Here is a 25159-nt window from a genome sequence, read left to right as displayed (position 1 = left end):
AGAAGCTCTTGAAGGACAACAACCGTGCCGGAAACAAACACAAGGACTAGCAGGGAACACCGTACGGCTGCCTGCGCATGACACAGAGAAGAAAGCTTTGAGGAAGTCACCGGTGGATTTGAGAAGCAAACCCACCAGAGCGGCAGAATTCTAGGATACTCAAAGTGCAAGTTGCGCTTTGATACCGGTGGGGAAGCCTCGATCGGACGAAAAACTCAAAAGAGGACTATCTACTGGCAATGGAGCGAAGCCCCGTCAAAGACATGGAAATTAAGGCGCTGTTGCAGGGGCCCTATCAGAACAAGCACTTGAACGCGCAAGTTTCATGAAGGGCATCGATGCTAGCTACAAGTACGAAGGACACGCTGCTTACACTACGGAAATGGCTAGCCAGCGGCCTAGAACGTACATGAAAACCCCCGCGAGTGCGGGAAAGGCTATTGAGCTATCAGGGCAGGGGCTCATCCGTGATATCGGGAACGTTGCCTAGCTTACGAGTCGATTTCGGATCGCAGTGGTTATGCACTTTTCCGTGTGGTGCCACATCCTATGGCGCAGCCAAGAAGCCCTACCAGCGCTAAACTTGCTGCAAGGATGGTTCGCTCCTGAAAAAGGGTAACAGCTGCAGCAATGTAAAATGCAGTCGCAACTAGGAATGACCAAAAGCCCAATATTGATGATCGCTCCACCAATGGATGCTTCGGCTTTTGCGTCTTGGTAGCTGCAGCAGCACTGATGGATACTACTGCTGCACCCACCAGGATTAAAAGTGGAAACCAAAAGTTACTCAATGTGCCTCAATCTATAAACTGCGCTCAGAACTGCTACGGCAAATTTCAATCTCATTAACTGGGAGTTAAGAACACCTACAACTCGACCTCCGGCACACCCAAAGCTTGCGTTCACTACCCAACTAGGAGGAGAACGCCATCATGCACTTGGCCTACCAAGTGTTGTATACGAGATACAAGAATTCTTGCTAAGTTCCCCTCAACGTACCAACCCACTACGGCAACGGCTGAAAGCAAAGCGCCACCGCTTCTTTACTCGAATTCCAATCCGAGCAGCGCATTTTCAATCAGTTCCGGCAGGGCAGGGTGGATCCAATACTGCTTGGTGGCTACGTCTCGGCAGTCAAGATCGAAAGCCATCACGGTAATGAGCTGCTGGATCAGGGTGGATGCCTGCGGGCCGATGATGTGTGCGCCCAGTAAGCGTCCGGTGGTTCGGTCGGCAATCAGCTTGGCGAAGCTATCCGTATCCTCCATCGCCCAACCGTAGGCAACGTCTCCGTACTTCTGGATTTTGACGGTGATGTTGTCGTAGCGCTCGCGGGCCTGCGCCTCAGTGAGCCCAACAGTTGCGATCTGCGGGTTGCTAAATACCGCAGAAGGGACGTAGTCGTGGGGCATTTCCCGCAAGTCGTCGGGGTGTAACACGTTGTGGCGTACTGCGCGCATCTCTGCATTGGCAACGTGCTTGAGCTGGTAAGGAGAGGACACGTCGCCAAGCGCCCACACCCCTGGGGCACTCGTGCGTCCGAAGGTATCGACCTTGATGGCGGTACCGTTCATTTCGATCCCAGCGGCGCTGAGGTTCATTTGGTCACCGTTTGGCGTGCGCCCGGTAGCTACCAAGAGGACATCAGTTTCTAGGCTATTACCGTCGTTAAGCTGCAGCGTCAGGTCGCCTTCCTGGCCGCGTGCGCCGGTGATCTCGCAGTCATAGCGGACTTCCCATTGAGATTCGGCGGCGCGGGAAAAGGCTGTGGCGATGTCTTCATCCATGCTGCGTAGCATGCGGTGGGAGCGCACCAATTGGGTGACCTCGACGCCGAGCGCGGAAAAGACGTGCGCGAACTCGCAGGCAATGAAGCCTGCACCAACAATGGTCATTCGACGTGGCAGCGAAGGCATGCGCATGATGTCTTCGTTGGTGTAAAAGCGCACTCCGGAGTTCGCGATTGCGGCCGGGATATGCGGGCGAGAGCCGGCTGCGATGATGATGGTGTCGCCGCTGATCTCGCATTCCATTTCGCCTTGGCCCGTCTTCAATGTGTTGGGGCTGGTGAAGGATGCGTGTCGATCGTACACATCAACATTCGGGGTTTCCGGGCCCCGACGGTACTGTTCACCACCTGCTGCGATGAGATCCACGCGTTGAGTGAAAACCCGCTCTACGATCGATGGCCAATCCACTGCCGTGCGGTGCGCCGCGATGCCATAGCGGTCAGCATGGTCGATGGCGCGAGCGATATCTGCTGCGTAGACGAACATCTTCGTAGGGATGCAGCCGACGTTGAGGCAAGTGCCACCGAAAGTGCCTTTTTCAATAATCGCGATGGACTTGTCATCAAACTCCGGGCCGGGGATGGAGTTGCCGGAACCAGTTCCGATAATGATGATGTCGTAATGCTTGCTCACGGAAGCTCCTTGTCTAGAACGCTAGCGCCACGCGTATCGACGGCTAGTTTCATGGGATTGTCTTGACCCAAGGTTATGCGACCCGTCTGGCATCTGGCCAAGACCTCCGGCGAAGAGGGAAAACTTTCCCGTGAATCAGATGTAGAACGCTGCTAACAGAAGAGTTTTCCGCGGTTTCAGGGGGCGCTTTTCCGGAATGGCGCTGGCGACTTTTGGGGGTGAAATTCGCCGCGAATAGCAGCAAACCTGAGCAAAGAACCAGCTCAAAATGTGAGCTAGAAACGGCGAATGGGGGAGAAATGGCGCCTAAAAACTTAGGTTTTATCCCGGTCTTTTCCCAATGACGCATTCTTTCGGCGTAAGGTTGAGGGTTAACGGACGAGTTGTCGGTCACAGGGAATCGGCAACGGGAATGGAAGTCCACCTTGGCATACCGGGTCCGCGGCAAGTAGAAGCTTAGGCGGATTTTCGGTGTTCCAGGTTCTAAATGAATTGCATAGTTGATGAAAGAAGTTGAGCTACAGTGTCCGAAGCAAAAGTAAGCGCAAAGGTAACTGACGAGGCAGATGTAGTCCTTATTGGCGCAGGTATCATGAGCGCCACGCTAGGGGCGATGCTTAAGCAGCTCGAGCCAACTTGGTCTCAGGTAATCTTTGAGCGCTTGGATCAGCCAGCGGAAGAGTCTTCCTCGCCGTGGAACAACGCAGGTACCGGCCACTCGGCACTCTGCGAGCTGAATTACACCCCACTGCAGCACGGCGAAGTGAACATCTCCAAGGCTGTGAACATCAATGAGAAGTTCCAGGTTTCGCGTCAGTTCTGGTCGCACCAGGTGGAAAACGACATTCTCACCGAGCCCCGCGAGTTCATCAACCCGGTTCCTCACGTTTCCTTCGGCCGTGGCGATGACCAAGTTAAGTACATCAAGATGCGCTACGAGAAGCTCTCCAAGCACACTTTGTTCGAGGGGATGGAATACTCCGAGGACGATGCTAAGTTCGCTGAGTTCCTGCCATTGATGGCAAAGGGCCGCGACTTCGAGGCCGAAAAGGTCAACATCTCTTGGTTCAACAACGGCACCGACATCAACTATGGTGCACAGGCCAAGCAGTTCCTCGCCGCCGCTGAAAAGGGCGGCACCGAAATCCGCTACGGGCACGAGGTGAAGGACATCAAGGCAGACGGCGCCAAGTGGCTCGTCACCGTCAAGAATGTCCACACCGGTGACCTGCAGACGGTGAAGGCGAACTTCGTCTTCGTCGGCGCTGGCGGAATGGCGCTGCCACTGCTGCAGAAGTCCGGCATCAAGGAAATCAAGGGCTACGGTGGCTTCCCAGTTTCCGGCGCTTGGCTGCGCTGTACCAACGAGGAACTCATCGAGCAGCACGCCGCCAAGGTCTACGGTCAGGCATCCGTTGGCACCCCACCAATGTCTGTCCCACACTTGGACACCCGCGTTATCGACGGCAAGAAGGGCTTGCTCTTCGGACCATATGCCGGGTGGACCCCTAAGTTCCTCAAGGCGGGTTCCTACTTGGATCTGTTTAAGTCGATGCGTCCGGGCAACCTGCCTTCCTACATGGGCGTCGGCGTGCAGGAAATGGGCTTGACCAAGTACCTCGTCACCGAGGTCATGAAGGACGAGGCAGCTCGCCTGGAGTCCCTCCGCGAGTACATGCCAACCGCTAAGGCCGAGGATTGGGAGTTGGTCATCGCTGGTCAGCGCGTCCAGATCATCAAGCCAGCTGGCTTCCCTAAGTTCGGCTCCCTCGAGTTCGGCACCGCCCTGATCAACAACTCCGACGGCACTATTGCTGGCCTGCTCGGCGCATCTCCAGGAGCTTCCATCGCACCATCCGCGATGATCGAGGTCCTAGAGCGATGCTTCGGCAACCGCATGATCGAGTGGGGACCAAAGCTCAAGGAAATGGTCCCGACCTATGGCGTATCGCTTTCCGGCGATAAGCAGCTCTTCCAGGAAGTCTGGCAGCGCACGCAGAAGACTCTCAAGCTGGAGGACTAAATACCTTGACTGTCGCCCCCAATCCGGGCTTTCCGTTCGCTGCGGTAGTAGGACAAGAGCAACTCAAACTCGCTCTCATCCTCAACGCGATTTCGCCCCGGATTGGGGGCGTCGTCGTGCGTGGCGAAAAGGGAACCGCCAAAACCACCACCGTTCGTGCCTTCGCAGCGCTTCTCGGTGACGCACCACTGATCAACCTGCCCTTGGGTGCTACCGAGGACCGTGTGATTGGCTCCATTGACGTCGAAAAGGTGCTCACCACCGGCAAAGCCGAGTACCAGCCGGGTCTGCTCGCACAGGCACACGGTGGCGTGTTGTACGTCGACGAGGTCAACCTGCTGGCAGACCACCTGATCGACGCCTTGCTTGATTCCGCGGCCACCGGCCACGTCAGTATCGAGCGCGACGGTATCTCCTATTCTTCTCCGGCATCCTTTGTCCTGGTAGGGACGATGAACCCGGAGGAGGGGGAGCTTCGGCCACAGTTGTTGGACCGCTTCGGCTTCGCAGTGGAAGTTGCGGCCAGCCGTGAGGTGGACACGCGCACGGAAATCATGCGCCGTCGCTTGGCTTTCGAAGAGGACCCAGCCGGTTTCTCGCAGCAATGGGCGGAGCACACAGCCGAGATCAGTGCCCGGATCCAGACTGCACGGGATCGGGTCGGCGAGATCGAATTGGACATCGAGGCACTGCGCGCGATTGCTAGTGTGTGCGCGAGCTTCGACGTCGATGGCATGCGCGCTGACCTGGTGATTGCGCGCGCGGCCGTCGCTCATGCAGCTTGGCGCAATGCTGTGAGCGTGAGCGAGGAAGATATTCGGGTGGCGGCCCAGCTGGCGTTGCCACACCGGAAGCGTCGCAATCCTTTTGACGAGCCGGGTGTAGACGAACAGCAGCTCGACGATGCATTAAACGATGCGCTCAATGAAGAGCTGCCGGATGACCCAAGTGAGCCTGCAGAGCCCACTGAAGGAAACGTGCCAGAGACGCCGGATGCGGATGGAAAGGCAGGTAGCGCCGACACCGGCGCCCAGTTTCGCTCCAAAAGTACTGCGGCGTCGTTCGCTCAGTGAGATAGGTGCGCCGGGGCGTCGATCAGCGGCGTGGTCGACCGTGGGCTCCAGCGTGCGCGCGCGTCGCGACGGCCATGGGTTACACCTCATCGGCAGCGTCTTCGCCGCCGCCGAACGGGGCGCCCGGATTCACGGCGAGATAATCGATTTTCGCCCGGGAGACCTGCGTGGACAGCTCCGGCGCGGCAAACGTTCGAATCTTATCGTCTTCCTCGTGGATGCCTCTGGGTCCATGGCGGGCCGAGATCGCCTCTCTGCGGTGACAGGAGCGGTCCTCTCGCTGCTCTCGGATGCATACCAGCGTCGCGATAAAGTGGCAGTCATCAGCGTGCGCGGCAACACCCCGGAGCTGATTCTGCCTCCGACCAGCTCGATTGATGTTGCTGTCCGCAGATTGAGCGATGTTGCTACTGGCGGCCGCACCCCATTGGGAGAGGGACTGCTCATGGCGCATGACCTCATCGAGCGGGAGTACCGCAGGGATCCCGGCAAGGAGCCTATTCTGGTCGTGCTCTCCGACGGCCGAGCGACCGGCGCTTCCGGAGACAGCGGCATGCGCCAGGCTGCGGGCATCATCGCACAGCGCGGTATTGCAGCGTCCGTGGTCGTTGACTGCGAGCAGGGCGGTCGCATTCGGCTGGGCCTCGCTCAGACTTTGGCGCAGGATTTGGGCGCGGTGTGCATCACCCTCGATGAACTCAATGCGGACTCCGTCGCCGGCATCATCGATGCCATTTAGTCGGTAGCCTCAGTACTATGCAGAAGATCATCCCCAACATTTGGTGTGACGGCAATGCCCGGGAGATGGCGGAGTTCTACACCGGTGTTTTCCGCTCGGCCAGAATCTGCGGTTCGCAAAGCTACCCCACGGAAGGCCTACCCGATTTTCAGCAACACCTTGCGGGGCAGGACCTCATGGTGGATATGGAGATCGCTGGCCTGCAGCTATCGCTGATCAATGCGGATGATCACTACCGCCCGAACCCGGCAGTGAATTTCATGGTCAACGTCGACCCGGCTGAGTTCACGGATGCCGAGCAGTACAACGACCAATTGTGGTCTGCCTTGGCGCGGGAAGGCCGGATCCTCATGGATATCGGCGAGTACCCCTTCAGCCAGCGTTATGGCTGGGTTGAGGACAAATACGGCCTAAATTGGCAGCTCATCCTCACCCGTCCAGAGAACGAGCCCCGGCCACATATCATCCCCGCGCTGATGTTCTGTGGTGCCGCCCAAGGGCACTGTGCAGAGGCCGTCGATTACTACTGCGAGCTCATTGCTGATTCCGCAGTAGGACGTCGTGTCAGCTACCCAGACGACCCGCACCAGGTCATGTTTTCCGAGTTTCAGCTGGCAGGGCAGTGGTTCACCGCCATGGATTCCGGCGTCCCGCAGGATTTCACTTTTGATGGTGGCATCTCCTTCCTTATCCAGGCCAAGGATCAAACGGAGATTGATCAGCTGTGGGACGGCCTCGCCGCGCAAGAACAACCGTGCGGTTGGTGCGTGGATCGTTTTGGTCTGGTGTGGCAGGTTATCCCGGCGAACTTCGGGGAGCTGATGAGTGCCCCGAATGCCTATGAGACCATGATGAGGATGACCAAGATAATAGTCGCCGAGTTCGGTGGCCGCACGGGGCCGAGCTAGCGCCTTAGCCTGCATCTTCACGTTCTAACTTGGAAAACCAGAGAGGACCCCATGCCCCAAGGAAAAGTTGACCCCGCAAACATTCCTGATGACGGCTTGACCACCCGCCAGCGTCGAAACCTGCCTGTCACCGCGGTGCATACCGGCCCGGGAAAGGGCAAGTCCACGGCAGCTTTCGGCATGGCGCTGCGCGCATGGAACCAAGGCATGAAAGTGGGCGTGTTCCAGTTCGTGAAGTCCGCGAAGTGGAAAGTTGGCGAAGAATCGGTGTTTAAGCGACTCGGCGAATTGGAGCCAGGTAGCGTCCAGTGGCACAAGATGGGCGAGGGCTGGTCCTGGTCCAAGAAACAGGGGACCGACGAGGATCATGCGCGCGATGCCCGCGAGGGCTGGGAGGAAGTCAAGCGCCGCATACAAGCCGAAGAACATGACTTCTATGTGCTCGACGAGTTCACCTACCCGATCAAATGGGGATGGGTTGATGTAGACGACGTGGTGGAAACCCTGGCCAACCGGCCAGGAAAACAGCACGTGGTGATTACTGGGCGCGATGCGGATCCTAAGCTCATCGAGGCCGCTGACTTGGTCACCGAGATGAGCAAGATCAAGCACCCGATGGATGCGGGACGCAAGGGACAAAAGGGCATCGAGTGGTAACTCCTGGCCTGGTCATCGCGGCTTCAGCTTCGGGGACCGGGAAGACGACGATCGCCACGGGGCTCATGGCGGCGCTGGCTCGACGCATGAAAGTCGCCCCCTTCAAAGTCGGCCCGGACTATATCGACCCTGGTTATCACGGCTTGGCCACCGGCTTGCCAGGCCGCAATTTGGATTCCGTCATGTGCCCAGGACTCATTGGTCCGCTGTACGCGCATGGCGCATCGGGGGCTGACATCGCCGTGGTCGAAGGCGTCATGGGGCTTTTCGACGGCCGCATCACCGACTCCCACTCGGACATCCCAGCTGGTTCCACGGCAGAAATCGCCTCCGAATTAGGGCTGCCCGTGGTACTGATCGTGGACGTGCGTGGAATGAGCCAATCCGTAGGCGCACTGGTGCATGGTTTTGCTAGCTTCTCCGACAGGGTGCGGGTTGCTGGCGTGATTCTGAACCAAGTAGGCAGCGAGCGCCACGAGGCGGTGTGCCGCGAGGCTATCGAGGCTCGAGGTCTACAGGTACTCGGAGCCTTGCCTCGCTTTGAGAAGATCGAGGTGCCATCCCGGCATCTGGGCCTGGTTACTGCCACAGAACACGGACAAGCAGCTCGGGATGCTGTCGAGCGGATGGCGGAGCTGGTAGAGCAGCATTGTGACTTGGACGCTCTGATTGAATTGGCGCGTTGCAGTTATGACGGCGAGGCATGGTCGCCGGAATCGGCAGTGGCCCCGCAAACTCCGGTCCGCGTGGCACTGGCAGGCGGACCCGCGTTCACTTTCGCCTATGCCGAGCATCGTGAGTTGCTGGCGGCCGCAGGAGCCACGGTCGTCGATTTCGATCCATTGCAAGATCCCCTGCCAGAATGCGAAGGACTAGTCATTCCGGGGGGTTTCCCGGAAGAGCATGTGGAGCTGTTGGCGTCGAGAAGCGAACTGCGCGCCGCGGTGCGTGCCCACGTCGCGGCCGGCAAACCCGTCCACGCCGAGTGCGCCGGGCTGTTGTGGCTGGCAGATTCGCTAGATGCACACCCGATGCTCGGCGTAATTCCTGTCCATGCTGCGATGCGCAGGAGGCTAGTGCTCGGATATCGCGAGGCAGTGGTGTTGGCGGACAGCGTGCTGTACCGGGCAGGGGAGCGGATCATTGGTCACGAGTTTCACCACACGGCGCTGGTCTCCGCTTTGGCCGAAGGGTTTTCACAGGCGTGGGGGTGGAAAGCATGGGATGGGTCGCTGCGGCGGGAAGGATTCGTGCAAGGCAACGTTCACGCTTCTTACCTGCATGTTCACCCGGCAGCTGTGCCACAAGCGGTGGAGCGTTTCCTAGCTGCGTGTAGCGAACCTACTAAAGTAGTTGTCCATGACTGATTCGCCCTTAGTTTCTCTGGTTGGTGGCGGCCCAGGTGCGTGGGATTTGATTACCGTGCGCGGGATGCACCGGCTGCAGGCAGCCGACGTGATCCTCGCGGACCATCTTGGGCCTACCTCCGAGCTGAAGCAGCTGTGTGACATCTCCACTAAAGAGGTAGTTGATTGTTCCAAGCTGCCTTATGGGCGACAGATGGCGCAGGAAAAGATCAATGAGCTAATTGTCTCTTATGCTGCTGCTGGGCGTCGGGTTGTTCGGCTCAAGGGCGGCGATTCCTTTGTATTCGGCCGCGGATTTGAAGAAGTCCAAGCCTGCGCCGAGGCCGGCCTTACCTGCGAGGTTGTTCCGGGCGTGACATCCGCGATTTCTGTACCCGCAGTATTTGGCATCCCCGTCACGCAACGTGGCATGGTGCATTCCTTCACCGTTGTATCCGGCCACGTTCCGCCTGGCCACCCGAGCTCACTGAACAACTGGCCAGCGCTCGCCCAGACGGGGGGCACGCTCGTGGTGATCATGGGGGTCAAGAACGGTGGGGCGATCGCTGCCGCGCTTATCGACGCCGGTCGCGCTGCCAGCACTGCTGTCGCGGTGATTCAGGAAGGCACCACTGCTGCTGAGACCGGGTTCCGGACCACCCTGGGGTCATTGGGAGCTGCGTTGGTCGACAACGGCGTGAAGCCGCCCGCTGTGATCGTCATTGGTGAAGTCGTAGGACTAGGGGAGTAGTCCTTTTTCAGGCAATGGCTGGTGATTGAGCGCGATTCACCTTGGCTGGCCACCAGAACTTATCACCCATCTTGGTAACGATCGCCGGCATAACCACGGTACGAACGAGCAGCGTATCAATGAGCACGCCTATGAAGATCACCACGCCCATCTGGGCGAGTGCGATTAGTGGCAGCACCCCAAGCGCTGCGAATACTGCAGCCAACAAAATGCCAGCGGAGGTGATCACACCGCCTGTTGCAGACAAAGCTTTCAATACACCTTCTTGGGTACCAATGCGATCGGCTTCCTCGCGGGCACGGGTGATCAAGAAGATGTTGTAATCCACGCCCAAAGCGACAAGGAAGACGAAAGCATACAGCGGGGTAGTTTCCGCGATGGCGCTGAAACCAAAGACCTGGGTGAACAGCACCCACGATATGCCCATTGCGGAGAAATACGTCAATATCACGGTGGCAACCATGATGATCGGCGCTGTGATTGAACGGATGAGGACGCCGAGCGCAAGGGTCACCAGCAAAGCAAGAAGCGGGAACACTACCCGTTGATCACGTTTGGCGCTGGCAATGCTATCGATGTTTTCCGCCTCGGGGCCTCCAACTTTGGCGTTGCTTAGCGTGCTGCGTAGCTCTGCAGGTCCGGGACCAGAAACCATAAGGATTTCGTAGCCATCACCGGACCTGGTGCTCATCACTCGACCACCGAGACCTTCAATTTCCTTTGTGGTTCTTTCCGGATCCTGGGTCCAGACATTTGCCGGTGTGGCATCGGCACCGAATTTTGTTTCCAAAGTAGCGGAGGCCTGTATAGATTCTGGAGTATCCAGGAACTGCTCGGTCGTGGAGAGACCGACGCGGGCACCGATCAGCAAGGTGCCAGCGGCAACTAACAGTAGGATCGCGATGCTCATGACCGCGTAAGCGCGCTTGCGCACTAAGCCACCAACCTTGTCCCAGACGGCGCCGTGTTGAACCTCGGTGCCGTTGCGAGGCACTCTAGGCCAAAAGATCCAGCGATCGAAGAGGACGAGCATGCCTGGCAATGCGAAAATCGCAAACAAGGCAGCTACGACGATGCCGTATGCGCAGGCGAGGCCAAGGCCACGAGTTGCTGGTACCAACGAAAGCAACAGGCAAAGCATCCCCAACATCACTGTCGACGCGCTGGCAACAATCGACTTGGTGGTCGGCCACCAGGATGCCTGCATGGCGGCGAATCGGTTTGCGTGATTGTGCAGTTCATCGCGATAACGAGAAATCAGCAGCAGTGCGTAGTCAGTGCCCGCGCCAAACACAAGCACCGACAAAATTCCTGAGGTGGATTCGTCGGCAATTGCGCCGCTCGCATGCAACAGATGCGTAGAGGTCACAGTGGCAAAGCGGTCTGCAATACCGATGATGAGGAGAGGCAACAACCACAGGAATGGGGAACGGTAAGTGACGATCAACAACACCGCCACAATCGTGGCCGTCACCGCCAGTAGCATGAAGTTCGCGCCAGAAAACACATTGGCCAGATCCGCGCTGATAGCAACCGGCCCGGTGACCTGGGAACTCACTCCCTCAGGCAGCTTGCTAGTGAGGTTGGCGCGGAGTTCCTCGATGGTTTGCTTATCTGCCGCGTTCGTACCGTCTGGGACTTCGAAAGGAATCATGGCGGCGGTGCCGTCTTGCGCCGGGATCACCGGGCCGCCGAGTTCATTCGCCAAGGGTTGAAGGCTGGCAAGTGTTGCGGGGTCCTCAAAGCTGAGAACTGCAATAGCGGCAGAGGTCTCGTCACCTGGAATTTTGGCCATTTCACGGGCAACGAAGGTTGAGTCGAATCCCTCTGGCAAACGATCTACTGAACTAGAGGTGGATTCATTCGCTCCGAAACCGATTCCGGCAATGCCGATCAAAAGCGTGATGAGGAACCATAACCGAAATCGGTGCGATGAAGTTGCAGTCATAGTGCAGTAGTTTAATTGTGACATCTACACAATCAAACATAACTCCCAGTGAGAGCGGCGTTCAACACTCATACCAGCAGCTTCTAGAACCGCTATAACCTGCTCCACGGAATGAGAAGGCTCTGCCAAAACCAACTCCCGCGCCACTAGCCCGCGGTAGTGCTTATTAAAGTGGCTGACTACCTTGCCGTCCTTTTCCACGCGCACAGTGACTGCGTCCTTTACGGGGCCGAGCTGCTGGTATGTGCCACTGCGCAGATCGACGATCAGTCCCTTTTCTGCGGACAGCGCCGTTGTGATGCGGGTCCCCCAGCGCGCTTTCATTGTTTTGGTGGAGCGGGGGAGTTTGCTACCGCCAGAAAGACGATAGTGGGGGATCATGTCGTTGGCGCGCACGAGGCCGAAGAGTGCAGAACCGACGGCGAGCTTGTCGAGGGCACTTGGCGGGAGGGATTCGGCGCACAGGGCGTCGTAAAGCACGCCGGTGTAGCGCAGGATCGCCGGCATCGTGGGAGAGGAGAGTAGCTCGCGATTCGCGACGGCCTCGGCCAGCTGCTTTTCTGACAGGCCAAGATTCTTCATAGCCTGCGCATCCGTCATGTGCGAGAGGATCCGCAGCAAGTCTCGACGCACGGTGTTCAGTTCGGGGAAGCTGAGCTTATCGACGTCCAACGCCGGGCCATCCCCGCCCCAGGCTTTCGTCTCCGAAGGAGGCAACACGATCAACATGGGTCATACTGTAGTAGGAGGTGGGCTGCTTGAAGGCTTCAGGCCCGCGGGAGCAAATCCCGGTGGTTGTGGAGATTGTTATGGCTGTGGCTTTAACAATCTGCCTGGTGTTCCTGTTCTATGAAGCAAGTGTCCCAGGAGGCGCGCATGCGTTTTGGTTCATTGGCCTCATGTTGGCTTTCCCGGTTTTCGGAGTGCTCTATCTAACCGTGATCGTGGTTTCGATTGCGGGGAAGCGAATCTATCGATCACTGATATGGCCCTTGCTCGTGCTAGCTTTTGCTGCGCTCGTGCTAGGCCTCGGCATCTCGGAGAGGATCCACTGGCCTGTCATCCAGGCCGACTTGGAACACGCTATAGCCGCAGGCCAATGCCCCAGTACCGCCGGCCTAACCAGAGATATCTATTGCACAGATGTGGCAGGTAACCCGGCCTTCGATTTAGGGGGCGGATTCATAGACTCCTACTACGTCGTACACGCACCAGGCGGGCTTGAGGTGCCGCAGCATATGGAGTTACGACGCGACCTGGGAGATTCTTGGTATCTCGTGTTCGTTCCCTTTGACTAGCGCGGTATATTTATCAACCATGATCACTCGTATGTCCACGCTCTTCCTGCGCACCTTGCGTGAGGATCCAGCAGATGCTGAAGTCCCTAGCCACAAGCTCCTCGTCCGCGCCGGATACATCCGCCGCGTCGCCCCGGGAGTCTACTCGTGGTTGCCGCTGGGCCTGCGAGTCCTCCGCAACATTGAAACGGTTGTCCGCGAGGAGATGAACGCTATTGGCGCGCAGGAGCTGTCCTTCCCGGCACTGCTGCCACGCGAACCTTACGAGGTGACTAACCGCTGGACCGAATACGGCGACAGTCTGTTCCGGCTCAAGGACCGCAAGGGCGCCGACATGTTGCTCGGCCCGACCCATGAGGAAATGTTCACCGCCACGGTGAAAGATCTCTATAGCTCTTACAAGGATTTCCCGGTCACTCTGTACCAGATCCAGACCAAGTACCGCGATGAAGAACGCCCTCGCGCCGGCATCCTGCGCGGCCGCGAGTTCGTGATGAAGGACTCCTACTCCTTCGACATGAGCGACGAAGGCCTGGAGGAGTCCTACCAGCAGCACCGCGTGGCCTACCAGCGTATTTTCGACCGCCTCGGCGTGAAGTACGCCATCTGTGCCGCCACCTCCGGTGCCATGGGCGGTTCCGCATCTGAAGAGTTCCTGGCGATTTCCGAGAACGGCGAAGACACCTTCGTTTCCGCCACCGATGGCGACTACGCGGCCAATGTTGAGGCCGTCGTGACGCAGCCTGGCGAAAAACGACCAATCGAGGGCCAGCCGGAGGCCGTCATTCATGAAACCCCGGACGCTGTCACCATTGACGCGCTGGTCGAGTGGGCTAAATCTGCCGGCATTGAGGCTGAAGCGAAGGACACTTTGAAGTGCCTCGTGGTGAAGGTCCGGCAGCCGGGCGAAGAATGGGAGCTCACCGGAGTCCTGTTGCCAGGCGACCGTGAAGCAGACATGAAGCGCCTCGAAGCGGCCTTCGAGCCTGCTGAAGTGGCACTCGCTGAAGAAGCAGACTTTGCCAAGAACCCATTCCTGGTTAAGGGCTACATCGGCCCGAAGGCTCTGGCCGACAACGGTGTCCGTGTCCTCGCCGACCCGCGTGTGGTGGAAGGTACTTCTTGGATCACCGGCGCAGACCAGGCTAACCACCACGTCGTGGGCATGGTGTGCGGCCGCGACTTCACTCCGGACGGCTTCATCGAAGCTGCGGAAATCCGCGAAGGCGACCCAGCGCCGGCCGGCATGGGCACCCTGACCCTGCAGCGCGGCATCGAGATCGGCCACATCTTCCAGCTTGGCCGCAAGTACACCTCGGCGTTCGACGTCCAGATCCTGGATCAAAACGGCAAGACCGCGATCCCGACCATGGGCTCCTACGGTATCGGCGTCTCCAGGCTCATCGCAGTGCTCGCCGAGCAGATGCATGATGAAAAGGGACTGGTCTGGCCGGCCGAAGTCGCGCCATTCCAGGTGCACGTGGCAGTGGCAAACAAGGATGCCGCAGCTACGGAGGCCGCCGAGTCCTTGGCTGAAGCACTGTCCGAAGCCGGCATCGAAGTGCTTATCGACGACCGTCCAAAAGTATCCCCAGGCGTAAAATTCAAGGATGCCGAGTTACTCGGAATGCCGGTCGCCGTAATCCTGGGACGATCCTTCGCTGATGGCAACGTCGAGGTGCGTATCCGAGGCGGCGAGACCTTAGAAATCGCTTATGACGATGCCTTGGCAAAGGTAGCCGAACTGCTTAAGTAGGTTCGGCGCGCGCGGCGCCAAAACCAAGCCTTAGCCCAATCGAGCCACGTTTCCGGCCTGAATTAACGCGTATTTCCGCCAGCTGGGGTCCTTGGTTTCGGCTGCGGAAATGCTCCAACGTTTTACGCTGTCGGCTTGCACTGCCTGCATGAATTCGCGGGCGGAGTCGGTGTCGCTGACGTGTGGGTATCCGCTGAGATCATACGAAGTCGGTGCGGGGGTTTCGCCCGCAGGGAGGGCATTCGCGATCTCTTTGTGTACTTCGACCGCTGCTTCGATGTCTGTCGTGGCGTTACCTGCAAACGCCAAAGCTACATCCAGCCCAAAGATGACCGAGTTTTCCCATGCCCGCATGGCATCCACGGATTTGGTGTCCTTGGTGGGGACATCTCCGGGGTTGCGCTCGGCGGTGTAGGGAGCGAGCTGGGTGTAAACCTCGAAGACGCGGGGGAGAGATTCCTTGGGGAAGTCGTCGAGTTGTGCGAGTATTTGCTCCTGCGCGGCGGTGGCTAAGGATGTTGCATCGCCGGTGGAAGGCGTGGCGTCAGCGGTGGGGAGGACGCATTCGGGTGGTGTAGCGCCTTCTTTGTTGCGTCCACATAGGCGTGCGATTTCTGCGAACAGAGCTTGTGCTTGTTCGCTGCGCAGGGCTGATAGTGAGGCGTCGGTCTCGGCGAGGCCTGCGGAGTCGTTCAGCGCGCTTTCCGCTACCGCTTGCAATGGTTTGTTCGGTTTTGGTGGCGCGATAATGGCGCAGCCGCTGAGTCCGAGCGCGCAGGCTGTGGTGAGGGCAAGCAGGCGTAGTTTCACAGCGGTTCAGTCTACCTGGGAGTACGCGCTATGGTGGTAGCCATGGCTTTTCCTACCGCAGAGAAAATTACAGAAATTATCAGCCCGTTCCTTGCTTCGCATGGCGTGGATTTAGAGGGGATCAAGATCACGAAGGCTGGTGCGAAATCGGTCGTCGCTATTGCGGTAGACAGTGACTCTCGTCCGGATCTTGATTTGCTTGAGGTCATTTCGAATGAAGTCTCGGAAGCTTTGGATGCCGCCGAGGAGCGCGGTGAGGTGTCATTTGGGCCTGGTTACAACCTTGAGGTGTCTACTCCGGGCGTCGATACGCCGTTGACTGCGCCGCGGCATTGGCGCCGCAATCGGGGCCGCAAGGTCGTCCTCACCCAGGACGATCAGAAAGAGTTTGCCCGCATCGGCGCGCTTAACGACGCCGAAACCCACGTCGTCCTCATCGCTCGCGAGGGAAAAAATCTCAGTGTCCGCGAGCTCGAATTGGCATCACAGCCGCCAGCAGTGGTAGAAATTGAATTCTCAAATGTTCCCGCTGACGAAGCAGAAATCGTCGGCAAGACGTACGACAAAGCCACTGCGTGGCGAGAGGAAAACAAGTGAATATTGACGTCAAGGCTCTTGAGGCCATCGAGAAGGACAAAGGTGTCCCAGTTCGAGAGCTCATCTGGACGATTGGGCAATCGCTGCTCGAGACCTACAAGGCGTCTGCTGGCAATGAAGATGTGAATGCCCGCATCGATATTGACCAGGTCAGCGGTGATGTTTCCGTGATCGTCACCGAGCGTGACGAAGAGGGAAACGTTGTCTCCGAATTTGATGACACCCCACAGGACTTCGGTCGTGTTGGCGCGTTGTCGGTGCGAGACGCGATCATCCGAAAGCTGCGCGAAGCGGAAGCTGCTCAGACTTTTGACCAATATTCAGGCCTGGAAGGCACCGTCGTTTCCGGTCGCGTAGAGGCAGATGCCATTGCCAACGAACGCGGCATCGTCGTCGTCAACCTCGGCACCGAACTGGATGGTCAGGACGGTTTGCTGCTTCCTGGTGAGCAAATTCCTGGTGAGAAGCTGGCCCACGGTGATCGAGTGAAGACCTACATTGTTGAGGTCAACCGGCAGCCGCGCAACGTACAGATCAGCCTGTCCCGCACCCACCCCGAACTAGTGCGCCGGCTGTTTGAGCTGGAGATCCCTGAGGTTGCCGATGGAGCAGTGGAAATCATGGGCATTGCCCGTGAAGCTGGCCACCGCACCAAGATTGCGGTCCGTGCGATGGTCAAGGGCCTGAACGCCAAGGGCGCCTGCATCGGCCCACGGGGGCAGCGCGTGAACAACATCATGTCCGAGCTCGGTGGCGAAAAGATTGACATCATCGACTTTGACGATGAGCCAGCAAAATATGTGGGCAATGCACTCGCGCCATCCAAGGTGGTAAGCGTCGAAGTAATCGACCTAGAGGCACAGCATGCGCAGGTCACGGTGCCGGACTATCAGCTTTCCTTGGCCATCGGTAAAGAAGGGCAGAACGCTCGCCTCGCCGCTCGCCTGACTGGTTGGAAGATCGATATCCGTTCTGACGCGGAATAGTGTGACAGCCACCAGCGTGTCGGGTGAACCGTGGGTTAACTTTTTGGCTGTTGTGGCGTAGAGTAGTGGATGGCCCGTGCGCGGGCTGGCGATTTCTTGTTGCCATTTTCAGCTACATGTTCGATGCGTGAAGAAAGGGTAGTGCATGAGACAAGTCCAAACTCAGCCATTAGTGCAGAGTTTGCGGATGCGTACCTGCATTGCCACAAAGCAAGTTCTTCCCGATGTACACCTGCTGCGCGTTGTTTCTAGCGCGGCAGAGCCGAACACAGTGGTGCCCGATCCGGAAAGAAAACTTCCCGGCCGGGGCGCATGGATTACTCCGACGCTTAACGCGTTGGAAATTGCTGAACAGCGTCGCGCTTTCGGGCGGGCGTTAAGGGTGTCTGGAAACCCAGACACAGGTCCTGTACGCGAGTACATCACAGCTATTGTTGCTGGACCCGACATCGAAGAAGGAAGACTACAGCACTGATGAGCACACGATGAAGCATCAGCGATGAACGTCAAGGTAGACACCTAGAAGTCTTTCCAAACACCCTTTCCAGGGCCTTGGAGACTTCTAGAAAACATAGAGGAGAAAAGTGCCCGGAAAGCTACGTGTACATGAGTTGGCGAAACAGCTCGGTATTACCAGCAAGGAACTGCTCGGAACCCTGAAAGATCAGGGCGAGTTCGTAAAAACTGCGTCTTCCACCATCGAACCACCCGTGGTGAAGAAGATGGCGCAGTACTACGAAAAGAAAGGTGTCAGTGCTGCAGAAGCTCCAAAGGCTGCTGCCGGTAAGCCTGCCGCTGCTAAGTCAGCTGCGGCTAAGCCTGGCGCGCCAAAACCAGCTGCCGGCGCTAAGCCAGGAGCTCCAAAACCTGGCGCGGCCAAGCCAGCACCACAAGCTGCCCCACAGGCCGAACAAAAGCCTGCTGCCAGTGCGTCGAAGCCAGCTGCAAGCAATGCGCAGCAGCCAGCATTCCAGGCACCAACCCCTGGCGCTGCGAAACCTGCTGCGACCAAGCCTGGCGCGCCAAAACCAGCTGCCGGCGCTAAGCCAGGAGCTCCAAAGCCGGCCGCAGCGAAGCCAGCACAGGACGGCGCTATGCCTCGTCCAATGGCAAAGCCAGGGCCGAAGCCCGGTGGCCGCGCACCTCGCGTAGCAAACAATCCATTCTCTACCGGTGGCGGATCCGAGCGACCTGCGCCTCGTCCAGGCGCCAACTCACCACGCCCAGGTCAGGGTGGCCCACGCCCAGGCGGCGGAGCACCTCGTCCAGGCGGCCGTGGCGGAGCAGGCCAAGGCCGACCAGGTCAGGGCGGTCCACGTCCAGGTAGCAACCAGGGACGTCCGGGCGGCAACCGTCCGCAGGGCGGTTCTGAAGAACGTCAGGGCGGCGGACGTCGTCCATCGCCAGCAATGATGCCTAATAACGCGCCTACTCCAGGCCAGATGCCATCGCGCGCAGCTGGCGGCGGACGTGGCCGTGGCGGCTCCGGCGGCCAGGGTGGCAACAACGGCCCAGGTGGCTTCAACCGTCCTGGTGGCGGCGGAGGCGGCGCTCGCGGCGGACGTCGCGGTGGTACCGCTGGTGCTTTCGGTCGTCCAGGTGGCGCACCTCGCAGGGGTCGTAAGTCGAAGCGTCAGAAGCGTAGCGAATATGAAGCAATGCAGGCACCAAACGTCATCGGTGGCGTGCGCTTGCCGGACGGCAAGGGCCAGTCCTTGCGACTGGCACGCGGTGCTTCCTTGGCTGACTTCGCAGAGAAGATCGGCGCAGACGCTGCAGCTCTCGTACAGGCGCTGTTCAACCTCGGCGAAATGGTCACTGCTACCGCATCCGTGTCTGAAGAGACTTTGATGCTGCTCGGTGAAGAAATGAACTACAAGGTTCAGGTCGTCTCCCCAGAGGATGAGGACCGCGAACTCTTGGAGAGCTTCGATCTGCAGTTCGGTGAAGACGAAGGCGATGAGGATGACCTCGCGCAGCGTCCACCAGTGGTCACCGTCATGGGTCACGTCGACCACGGTAAGACCCGCCTGCTCGACACGATCCGTAAGGAGAACGTCGGTAAGGGTGAAGCCGGTGGCATTACCCAGGGCATCGGTGCATACCAGGTAGAGGTTCACCTCGAGAATCAGTCCCGTACGATCACCTTCCTGGATACTCCAGGCCACGAGGCCTTTACCGCGATGCGTGCCCGTGGCGCGAAGTCTACGGATATCGCGATTCTGGTTGTTGCTGCAGACGACGGCGTCATGCCACAGACTGTGGAAGCAATCAACCACGCTCAGGCAGCAGATGTCCCAATCGTGGTGGCAGTGAACAAGATCGATAAGGAAGGCGCCACCCCGGAGAAGATCCGTGGCCAGCTGACCGAATACGGACTCGTTCCAGAAGAGTACGGCGGCGAAACCATGTTCGTGGACATCTCTGCTAAGCAGGGCACGAACATTGAAACGCTGCTGGAAGCCGTGCTGCTGACAGCAGACGCTTCCCTTGATCTGCGTGCGAATCCGGAAATGGATGCACAGGGTGTTGCTATTGAAGCTCACCTGGACCGCGGTCGTGGCCCAGTGGCAACGATCCTCGTCCAGCGCGGCACTTTGCACGTCGGTGATTCCATCGTCGTCGGCGATGCCTTCGGTCGTGTTCGTCGCATGGTTGACGAATATGGTGAGGACGTTGTCGAGGCGGGCCCATCCCGTCCGGTACAGGTACAGGGTCTGAATTCAGTCCCAGGTGCTGGTGACAACATCCTCGTGGTTGAAGATGACCGCGTGGCACGTCAGATCGCCAACCAGCGTAGCGCCCGTAAGCGCAACGCCTTGGCTGCTAGGTCCCGTAAGCGCGTCTCCCTGGAAGACCTGGATGCGGTGCTCAAGGAAACTTCTACCTTGAACCTGATCCTCAAGGGCGACAATGCCGGTTCTGTAGAAGCACTGGAAGAAGCACTGCTCAAGATCGAGATCGATGACGAAGTTCAGTTGAACATCATCGACCGCGGTGTTGGCGCAGTTACCCAAACCAACGTTTCGCTGGCAGCCGCATCTGATGCCGTCATCATCGGCTTCAACGTGCGTGCCGAAGGCAAGGCGACGGAAGAAGCCAATGCCGAAGGCGTGGAGATCCGCTACTACTCGATTATCTACCGCGTTATCGAGGAGATCGAGCAGGCCCTGCGCGGCATGCTCAAGCCAATCTACGAAGAGCGCGAAGTTGGCAAGGCTGAAATCCGTGCCATCTTCAAGGCTTCCTCTGTCGGCCTCATCGCAGGTTGTATGGTCGAGTCGGGCAAGGTGCGTCGTAACGCTCAGGCCCGCCTCATCCGCGACGGCAACGTCATCGTGGAAAAGACCAACATCGACTCGCTGCGTCGTGAAAAGGACGATTCTACCGAGGTAACCGCCGGTTACGAGTGCGGTATGGTGCTGTCCTACCCAGACATTCAGGTCGGGGACACCATCGAGGTCTATGAAATGGTTGAGGTTCCGCGCGACTAGTTCGCCACCGGATACTCACATGCCAAGCAGGCACCTAGCCCAGTTGGGCCGGGTGCCTGTTTAGCTTCCTAGCACGCTAATTAAGTAGACTTAACAAGGTCAATCAGAACAAATGAAGGGGGATGACTGACGTGGCTGATAATGCTCGCGCAGCTCGACTTGCCAAGCGGATCCTGCAGATCGTTGCATCAACGGTGGAATTGCATATTAAGGACCGTCGGCTCGAATTTGTCACCATCACCGACTGCACCGTCAGCGGAGACCTCCACGATGCCGTGATCTATTACACTGTCCGGGGCACCACGGTGGACGAAGCCCCTGATACTGAGGCTGCCGCCGAGGCACTGCACCGTGCGCGTGGCCAGCTCCGAAAGACCGTAGGCGATCAGCTAGGAGTGCGGTTTACCCCGACCTTGAGCTTTAAGCTCGATACCGTTCCGGAAGCTTCGGCGCACATGGAGGCCCTGCTCGAAAAAGCGCGCCAGCGTGATGAAGAGCTGCGTAAACTCGCCGAGGGTGCCCGGCCAGCTGGCGATCCGCAGCCATATAAGGATGAATAACCTATGACTACCCAGGCGCAGTTCCACGCCGCTAGTTCTTTGGTGCGCTCCGCCGAAAAAATAGCCGTCATCGGGCACATCCGTCCCGATGCTGATGCTATCGGCAGCGTGTGCGCTTTGACGCTGGCATTGCGGGGCTTGGGCAAGGAAACCAGTGGTTGGATCGGACAGTCCTGCCCTTTTGGGGAGGATCTGCTGAGCATTCCTGGTGCACATGACATCACTTGCGCCCAGGACCTGCCGACAGCAGACCTCGTCATTGTGGTTGACTGTGGTTCCATCGATCGCACGGGTGCCTTTTGCCAGCAGCTGCAGGAAGCAGCGCTACCGGTTGTCATGGTGGATCACCACGCCTCCAACGCGGGCTTTGGCACAGTGAATCTGCTGGATTCTGCGGCGGAATCCACCACTACTATTTTGCGGGAATGGCTTGCTGACCTTGGCGTTGCACTGACCAAGGACATCGCGCATGCCCTGTATGCCGGCCTGGTCACGGACACTGGCAGCTTTCGCTGGGGCAGACCAAGTATGCACACGCTGGCGGGCGAGTTGGTCGCCTGCGGCTTGGACACTCGTGAGATTGCCGGCGAGCTTATCGACGGCATCAGCATCGCCGGCCTGAAAATGATCGGCAGCGTCCTTGGTGGAATCGCTGTCCACCAGGCCGGGGATTTAAAGGTGGCGGTGTTGATTGCTTCTCACGATCTAATCGCCGGGCGCTCTACCTCCGAGGTGGAAAGCCTCGTGGAGTATGTACGGGGCCTGGATAACGCGGATCTTGGCGCCGTGCTCAAGGAATATCACCCTGGTTGGTTCGCAGTATCACTACGCACCACGCGTGATCTTGATGTTTCCCTGATCGCCGGTGCCCTTGGCGGTGGCGGACACCTGCGTGCCGCCGGATATACCCAAGAAGGGACAGTGGAGGAAGTGTTAGGCGCGCTCCTGCGTGAGGCTACAAAGGTCACGCTTGCTTAAATGGCCAAACGTGATCCTAAAGAAGTAACCGCTAGGCAAATTTTGGGCCTAGCACTGCCCGCACTAGGCGTGCTGGCAGCGACGCCGATCTACCTGCTGCTTGATACTGCCGTCGTCGGCAGGCTGGGTTCGACGGACCTCGCTGCGCTGGGGGCCGCAACAACGATTCAGGCACAGGTGACCACGCAGCTGACATTCCTGTCCTATGGCACTACTGCGCGGGCCGCACGCCTGTTTGGTGCGGGGAAACAGAGCGCTGCCGTGCTGGAGGGAGTGCAGGCGACCTGGGTAGCGGGGGTTGTTGGGGCGCTATTGTCACTGCTCGTATGGTTCACCGCGCCAACACTCTCACTCTGGTTGGCCGGGGACAGCGTAGTGGCTAGTGAAGCTACCCAGTGGTTGCGGGTGGCCTCGCTGGGCATCCCAATGATTCTGGCCACTATGGCTGGTAACGGCTGGCTGCGCGGCATTCAAAACACCCGGCTGCCCTTGTTGTTTACTCTCGCAGGTGTGATCCCCAGTGCTGCGCTCGTTCCGATCCTGGTGCAGCACTATGGCATCGTGGGTTCGGCTTGGGCGAATCTGGTGGGGGAGACCATCACCTTCCTCGGGTTCTTTGCTGCGCTGCTCAAGGCGCATAAGGGCAGTTGGTTGCCACGCTGGTCCATCATCAGCAAGCAGTTGGCGATGGGCAAGGACTTGATTTTGCGTTCGTTGCTGATGCAGGTGTCCTTTGTGTCTGCAGCAGCAGTGGCAGGTCGGTTCGGGGCGGTGTCGCTGGCCTCGCACCAGATTCTCCTGCAATTGTGGTCCTTCCTGACCCTGGTGTTGGATTCCTTGGCCATTGCGGCGCAGGCGCTGATTGGGTCGGCGTTGGGGGCGGCGTCGATAAGCACTGCTCGCGCCATCGGCGAAAAGATCGTGCGCTTCTCGACGCTCCTGGCCGCCGGACTCGGTGCCGCGCTGCTCGCCGGAACGTGGGTGATACCCCGCATCTTCACTCAGGATCAAGACGTGTTGGCCACGATGCGTGGTCCATGGTTGCTCATGTGTGGCATGGTCGTGATCGGCGGAGTGTTGTTCGCCCTGGATGGTGTGTTGCTCGGTGCCTCTGACGCGGCGTTTTTGCGCAACGCAACCATGGCGGCCGCGCTGTGCGGATTTCTCCCAGCAGTTTGGCTGTCACTCGCGTTCGGATGGGGCATCCTAGGAGTGTGGTGTGGGCTGGCGAGCTTCATTGTGCTCCGCGCAATTGCCGTAATCTGGCGATTCCGGAGTATGAAGTGGGCTAAAGTTCACGAAGCACAATGTTGAGGCATAATCAAAAGGATAGCTTGGGAGGGAGAGACGCAATGGCAGAAGTACAAACGCTATGGGCCGTCTCTGACCTGCATGCGGCGGTGAAAGCGAACGCGAACCCGATCGCCTCGATAAACCCGCGCCATCCTTCGGACTGGCTCATCGTAGCGGGTGATGTCGCCGAAAGAACGGAGTTGGTGCTGCAGGTCCTGGGCAAGCTACGCCAAAAATTTGCTTGCGTGATCTGGGTACCGGGAAACCACGAGCTGTTTTCCCGCAGTGGGGATCGGGCCAAAGGCAGAGACAAATACGATGAACTCGTTGAAGGCTGTCGGCTTATCGATGTGTTAACCCCCGAGGATCCTTTTCCCGTATTTGGCGGTGTCACCATCGTTCCGCTGTTCACGCTCTATGATTACTCCTTCCGCAAACAGGGGGTGACCGTAGAACAGGCGGTGCAAGCGGCACACGATGTACAAGTGGTGATGACCGATGAGTTTGCCATCGCCCCGTTCGTGGATGTCCGCGCCTGGTGTTGGGATCGCCTGGCCTATTCGATTAAGCGTCTGGGCCGAGTCAGCGGTCCGACGATTCTGGTGAATCACTGGCCACTAGTTCAGGAACCAGTGAACATGATGGCTTACCCGGAGATCGGGTTGTGGTGCGGCACCAGACATACCAGGACGTGGGCGCAACGCTACGAAGCGAAGTCGGTGATCTACGGGCATCTACACATGCCAGGCATCGTTGAAGTAGCTGGCATACCGCACATTGAGGTTTCGCTGGGCTATCCCCGGGAGTGGGAATTGCTGCCACCGGACCGGCCGTGGCCATTCCCGGTCATGGAGGTGGACATTGCTGGATAAATCCCTGTTCCCAGCCTCCGCCCGTTTCGCGACCCACACCACGGGCCCACAGTCGACTGTCTTGGACCATTTCTACGCGTTGCATCCGCTGGAACGCGCACTTGTTGCCCACTCCGTGGATGTACGTAAGGCAGAATTCGGCGATGCTCGGTGGTGCGCTCACCAGGCACTGAAAGAGCTTGGTCGAGATACTGGGGCTCCGATCCTGCGCGGTGAGCGCGGGATGCCACTGTGGCCGGCCTCAGTGAGCGGATCCCTGACCCATACCGAAGGCTTCCGGGCAGCGGTAGTAGCACCGCGGTTGCTGGTGCGCTCCATGGGGCTGGATGCGGAGCCGGCAGAGCCACTGCCACCGGGAGTGATCGGTTCCATCGCCCGTGACGGAGAATTGGAACAGCTCGACCGGCTGCGAGACAACGGCATCGAATGCGCGGATCGCCTGCTTTTCTGCGCCAAGGAAGCCACCTACAAGGCCTGGTTCCCGCTCACTCACCGCTGGTTGGGATTTGACCAGGCCGAGATTGACCTGCGTGATGACGGGACCTTCGTGTCCTATCTGCTCGTGCGACCGACCCCAGTGCCGTTCATTTCGGGACGCTGGGTCGTTCAGGATGGCTATGTGGTGGCCACTACCGCGGTGTCCTAAG

At 58.7% G+C, this 25159-nt stretch carries 23 protein-coding genes; 18 read left to right on the top strand and 5 right to left on the bottom strand.

Annotated elements, in window-relative coordinates; genetic code table 11:
* Nucleotides 1-518: 518 nt before the first annotated feature.
* The gene (locus WG936_RS01595; protein WP_339571936.1) at nucleotides 519-791 is read right to left on the bottom strand and encodes a hypothetical protein; all 273 of its coding nucleotides are present in this window, start codon (nucleotides 789-791) and stop codon (nucleotides 519-521) included.
* A gap of 252 nt (nucleotides 792-1043) precedes the next feature.
* A complete protein-coding gene (mtr, locus tag WG936_RS01590) occupies nucleotides 1044-2423 on the bottom strand; it encodes a mycothione reductase (RefSeq protein ID WP_339571935.1) in 1380 nt (459 codons plus the stop codon).
* A 523-nt stretch (nucleotides 2424-2946) separates the two neighbouring features.
* Between mtr and mqo the strand changes: the two genes are divergently transcribed.
* The 7 genes from mqo to cobA are packed head-to-tail and all read left to right on the top strand — an operon-like array spanning nucleotide 2947 to nucleotide 9920.
* Nucleotides 2947-4446 (top strand): malate dehydrogenase (quinone), encoded by a 1500-nt coding sequence (gene mqo, locus WG936_RS01585; protein WP_339563343.1) that lies wholly within the window; start codon nucleotides 2947-2949, stop codon nucleotides 4444-4446.
* Nucleotides 4447-4451: 5 nt separating this feature from the next.
* Nucleotides 4452-5519, top strand: coding sequence for an ATP-binding protein (locus WG936_RS01580; RefSeq protein WP_339571934.1), 1068 nt, complete (start codon nucleotides 4452-4454; stop codon nucleotides 5517-5519).
* On the top strand, nucleotides 5446-6258 hold the full coding sequence (locus WG936_RS01575) for a vWA domain-containing protein (protein WP_339571933.1): 813 nt from the start codon (nucleotides 5446-5448) through the stop codon (nucleotides 6256-6258). Before WG936_RS01580 ends, WG936_RS01575 begins: the two co-directional genes overlap by 74 nt.
* 17 nt (nucleotides 6259-6275) lie before the next feature.
* On the top strand, nucleotides 6276-7166 hold the full coding sequence (locus WG936_RS01570) for a VOC family protein (RefSeq protein ID WP_339571932.1): 891 nt from the start codon (nucleotides 6276-6278) through the stop codon (nucleotides 7164-7166).
* Between the two features lie 51 nt (nucleotides 7167-7217).
* On the top strand, nucleotides 7218-7823 hold the full coding sequence (cobO, locus tag WG936_RS01565; RefSeq protein WP_339563347.1) for a cob(I)yrinic acid a,c-diamide adenosyltransferase: 606 nt from the start codon (nucleotides 7218-7220) through the stop codon (nucleotides 7821-7823).
* Complete coding sequence (locus WG936_RS01560; RefSeq protein ID WP_339571931.1) at nucleotides 7817-9190, top strand: cobyrinate a,c-diamide synthase; 1374 nt, start codon at nucleotides 7817-7819, stop codon at nucleotides 9188-9190. The genes cobO and WG936_RS01560 overlap by 7 nt, the downstream gene beginning before the upstream one ends.
* Nucleotides 9183-9920 carry a uroporphyrinogen-III C-methyltransferase gene (cobA, locus tag WG936_RS01555; RefSeq protein ID WP_339571930.1) on the top strand — a complete coding sequence of 246 codons (738 nt, stop codon included), beginning with the start codon at nucleotides 9183-9185 and terminating at the stop codon, nucleotides 9918-9920. The genes WG936_RS01560 and cobA overlap by 8 nt, the downstream gene beginning before the upstream one ends.
* Before the next feature lie 7 nt (nucleotides 9921-9927).
* On the opposite strand, the gene WG936_RS01550 is transcribed toward cobA, so the two are convergent.
* Nucleotides 9928-11868: an MMPL family transporter gene (locus WG936_RS01550; protein WP_339571929.1), complete on the bottom strand. Its 1941-nt coding sequence runs from the start codon at nucleotides 11866-11868 to the stop codon at nucleotides 9928-9930.
* A 24-nt stretch (nucleotides 11869-11892) separates the two neighbouring features.
* Nucleotides 11893-12597: a peroxide stress protein YaaA gene (gene yaaA / locus WG936_RS01545; protein ID WP_339563351.1), complete on the bottom strand. Its 705-nt coding sequence runs from the start codon at nucleotides 12595-12597 to the stop codon at nucleotides 11893-11895.
* A 29-nt stretch (nucleotides 12598-12626) separates the two neighbouring features.
* On the opposite strand from yaaA, the gene WG936_RS01540 reads away from it, so the two are divergent.
* Both WG936_RS01540 and WG936_RS01535 read left to right on the top strand, forming a co-directional pair.
* Complete coding sequence (locus tag WG936_RS01540; protein WP_339571928.1) at nucleotides 12627-13166, top strand: hypothetical protein; 540 nt, start codon at nucleotides 12627-12629, stop codon at nucleotides 13164-13166.
* A 19-nt stretch (nucleotides 13167-13185) separates the two neighbouring features.
* Nucleotides 13186-14922: a proline--tRNA ligase gene (locus WG936_RS01535; RefSeq protein ID WP_339571927.1), complete on the top strand. Its 1737-nt coding sequence runs from the start codon at nucleotides 13186-13188 to the stop codon at nucleotides 14920-14922.
* Between the two features lie 30 nt (nucleotides 14923-14952).
* Here WG936_RS01535 and WG936_RS01530 read toward each other — a convergent pair whose 3' ends face one another.
* Complete coding sequence (locus WG936_RS01530) at nucleotides 14953-15732, bottom strand: hypothetical protein (RefSeq protein ID WP_339571926.1); 780 nt, start codon at nucleotides 15730-15732, stop codon at nucleotides 14953-14955.
* Nucleotides 15733-15774: 42 nt separating this feature from the next.
* On the opposite strand from WG936_RS01530, the gene rimP reads away from it, so the two are divergent.
* The 9 genes from rimP to WG936_RS01485 all read left to right on the top strand — a co-directional run bounded on the left by rimP (nucleotide 15775) and on the right by WG936_RS01485 (nucleotide 25158).
* Nucleotides 15775-16329 (top strand): ribosome maturation factor RimP, encoded by a 555-nt coding sequence (gene rimP / locus WG936_RS01525; protein WP_339571925.1) that lies wholly within the window; start codon nucleotides 15775-15777, stop codon nucleotides 16327-16329.
* Nucleotides 16326-17315, top strand: coding sequence for a transcription termination factor NusA (nusA, locus tag WG936_RS01520; RefSeq protein ID WP_339571924.1), 990 nt, complete (start codon nucleotides 16326-16328; stop codon nucleotides 17313-17315). The genes rimP and nusA overlap by 4 nt, the downstream gene beginning before the upstream one ends.
* 145 nt (nucleotides 17316-17460) lie before the next feature.
* Nucleotides 17461-17790 carry a YlxR family protein gene (locus tag WG936_RS01515; protein ID WP_339563357.1) on the top strand — a complete coding sequence of 110 codons (330 nt, stop codon included), beginning with the start codon at nucleotides 17461-17463 and terminating at the stop codon, nucleotides 17788-17790.
* 109 nt (nucleotides 17791-17899) lie between these two features.
* A complete protein-coding gene (infB, locus tag WG936_RS01510; RefSeq protein ID WP_339571923.1) occupies nucleotides 17900-20809 on the top strand; it encodes a translation initiation factor IF-2 in 2910 nt (969 codons plus the stop codon).
* A 131-nt stretch (nucleotides 20810-20940) separates the two neighbouring features.
* Nucleotides 20941-21369 carry a 30S ribosome-binding factor RbfA gene (gene rbfA, locus WG936_RS01505; protein ID WP_339563359.1) on the top strand — a complete coding sequence of 143 codons (429 nt, stop codon included), beginning with the start codon at nucleotides 20941-20943 and terminating at the stop codon, nucleotides 21367-21369.
* A 3-nt stretch (nucleotides 21370-21372) separates the two neighbouring features.
* On the top strand, nucleotides 21373-22347 hold the full coding sequence (locus tag WG936_RS01500; RefSeq protein ID WP_339571922.1) for a DHH family phosphoesterase: 975 nt from the start codon (nucleotides 21373-21375) through the stop codon (nucleotides 22345-22347).
* On the top strand, nucleotides 22348-23661 hold the full coding sequence (locus WG936_RS01495; RefSeq protein ID WP_339571921.1) for an MATE family efflux transporter: 1314 nt from the start codon (nucleotides 22348-22350) through the stop codon (nucleotides 23659-23661).
* A 38-nt stretch (nucleotides 23662-23699) separates the two neighbouring features.
* A complete protein-coding gene (locus WG936_RS01490; RefSeq protein ID WP_339563362.1) occupies nucleotides 23700-24512 on the top strand; it encodes a metallophosphoesterase family protein in 813 nt (270 codons plus the stop codon).
* Complete coding sequence (locus tag WG936_RS01485; protein ID WP_339563363.1) at nucleotides 24502-25158, top strand: 4'-phosphopantetheinyl transferase family protein; 657 nt, start codon at nucleotides 24502-24504, stop codon at nucleotides 25156-25158. Before WG936_RS01490 ends, WG936_RS01485 begins: the two co-directional genes overlap by 11 nt.
* Nucleotide 25159 lies beyond the last annotated feature (1 nt).

The organism is Corynebacterium sp. H127 (assembly GCF_037482665.1).
In the GTDB taxonomy this organism is placed as follows: Bacteria; Actinomycetota; Actinomycetes; order Mycobacteriales; family Mycobacteriaceae; genus Corynebacterium.
Note: the sequence above shows the minus strand (reverse complement) of the source record. Positions and strands in the feature narration are given on the sequence as shown.

Coding starts and splice junctions, on each gene's coding strand:
- WG936_RS01495 (WP_339571921.1), top strand. CDS start 22,348: ATGGCCAAACGTGATCCTAAAGAAGTAACCGCTAGGCAAATTTTGGGC.
- WG936_RS01575 (WP_339571933.1), top strand. CDS start 5,446: ATGGAAAGGCAGGTAGCGCCGACACCGGCGCCCAGTTTCGCTCCAAAA.
- cobA (WP_339571930.1), top strand. CDS start 9,183: ATGACTGATTCGCCCTTAGTTTCTCTGGTTGGTGGCGGCCCAGGTGCG.
- WG936_RS01515 (WP_339563357.1), top strand. CDS start 17,461: ATGAGACAAGTCCAAACTCAGCCATTAGTGCAGAGTTTGCGGATGCGT.
- yaaA (WP_339563351.1), bottom strand. CDS start 12,597: ATGTTGATCGTGTTGCCTCCTTCGGAGACGAAAGCCTGGGGCGGGGAT.
- cobO (WP_339563347.1), top strand. CDS start 7,218: ATGCCCCAAGGAAAAGTTGACCCCGCAAACATTCCTGATGACGGCTTG.
- WG936_RS01550 (WP_339571929.1), bottom strand. CDS start 11,868: ATGACTGCAACTTCATCGCACCGATTTCGGTTATGGTTCCTCATCACG.
- rimP (WP_339571925.1), top strand. CDS start 15,775: ATGGCTTTTCCTACCGCAGAGAAAATTACAGAAATTATCAGCCCGTTC.
- WG936_RS01490 (WP_339563362.1), top strand. CDS start 23,700: ATGGCAGAAGTACAAACGCTATGGGCCGTCTCTGACCTGCATGCGGCG.
- WG936_RS01570 (WP_339571932.1), top strand. CDS start 6,276: ATGCAGAAGATCATCCCCAACATTTGGTGTGACGGCAATGCCCGGGAG.
- WG936_RS01500 (WP_339571922.1), top strand. CDS start 21,373: ATGACTACCCAGGCGCAGTTCCACGCCGCTAGTTCTTTGGTGCGCTCC.
- WG936_RS01535 (WP_339571927.1), top strand. CDS start 13,186: ATGATCACTCGTATGTCCACGCTCTTCCTGCGCACCTTGCGTGAGGAT.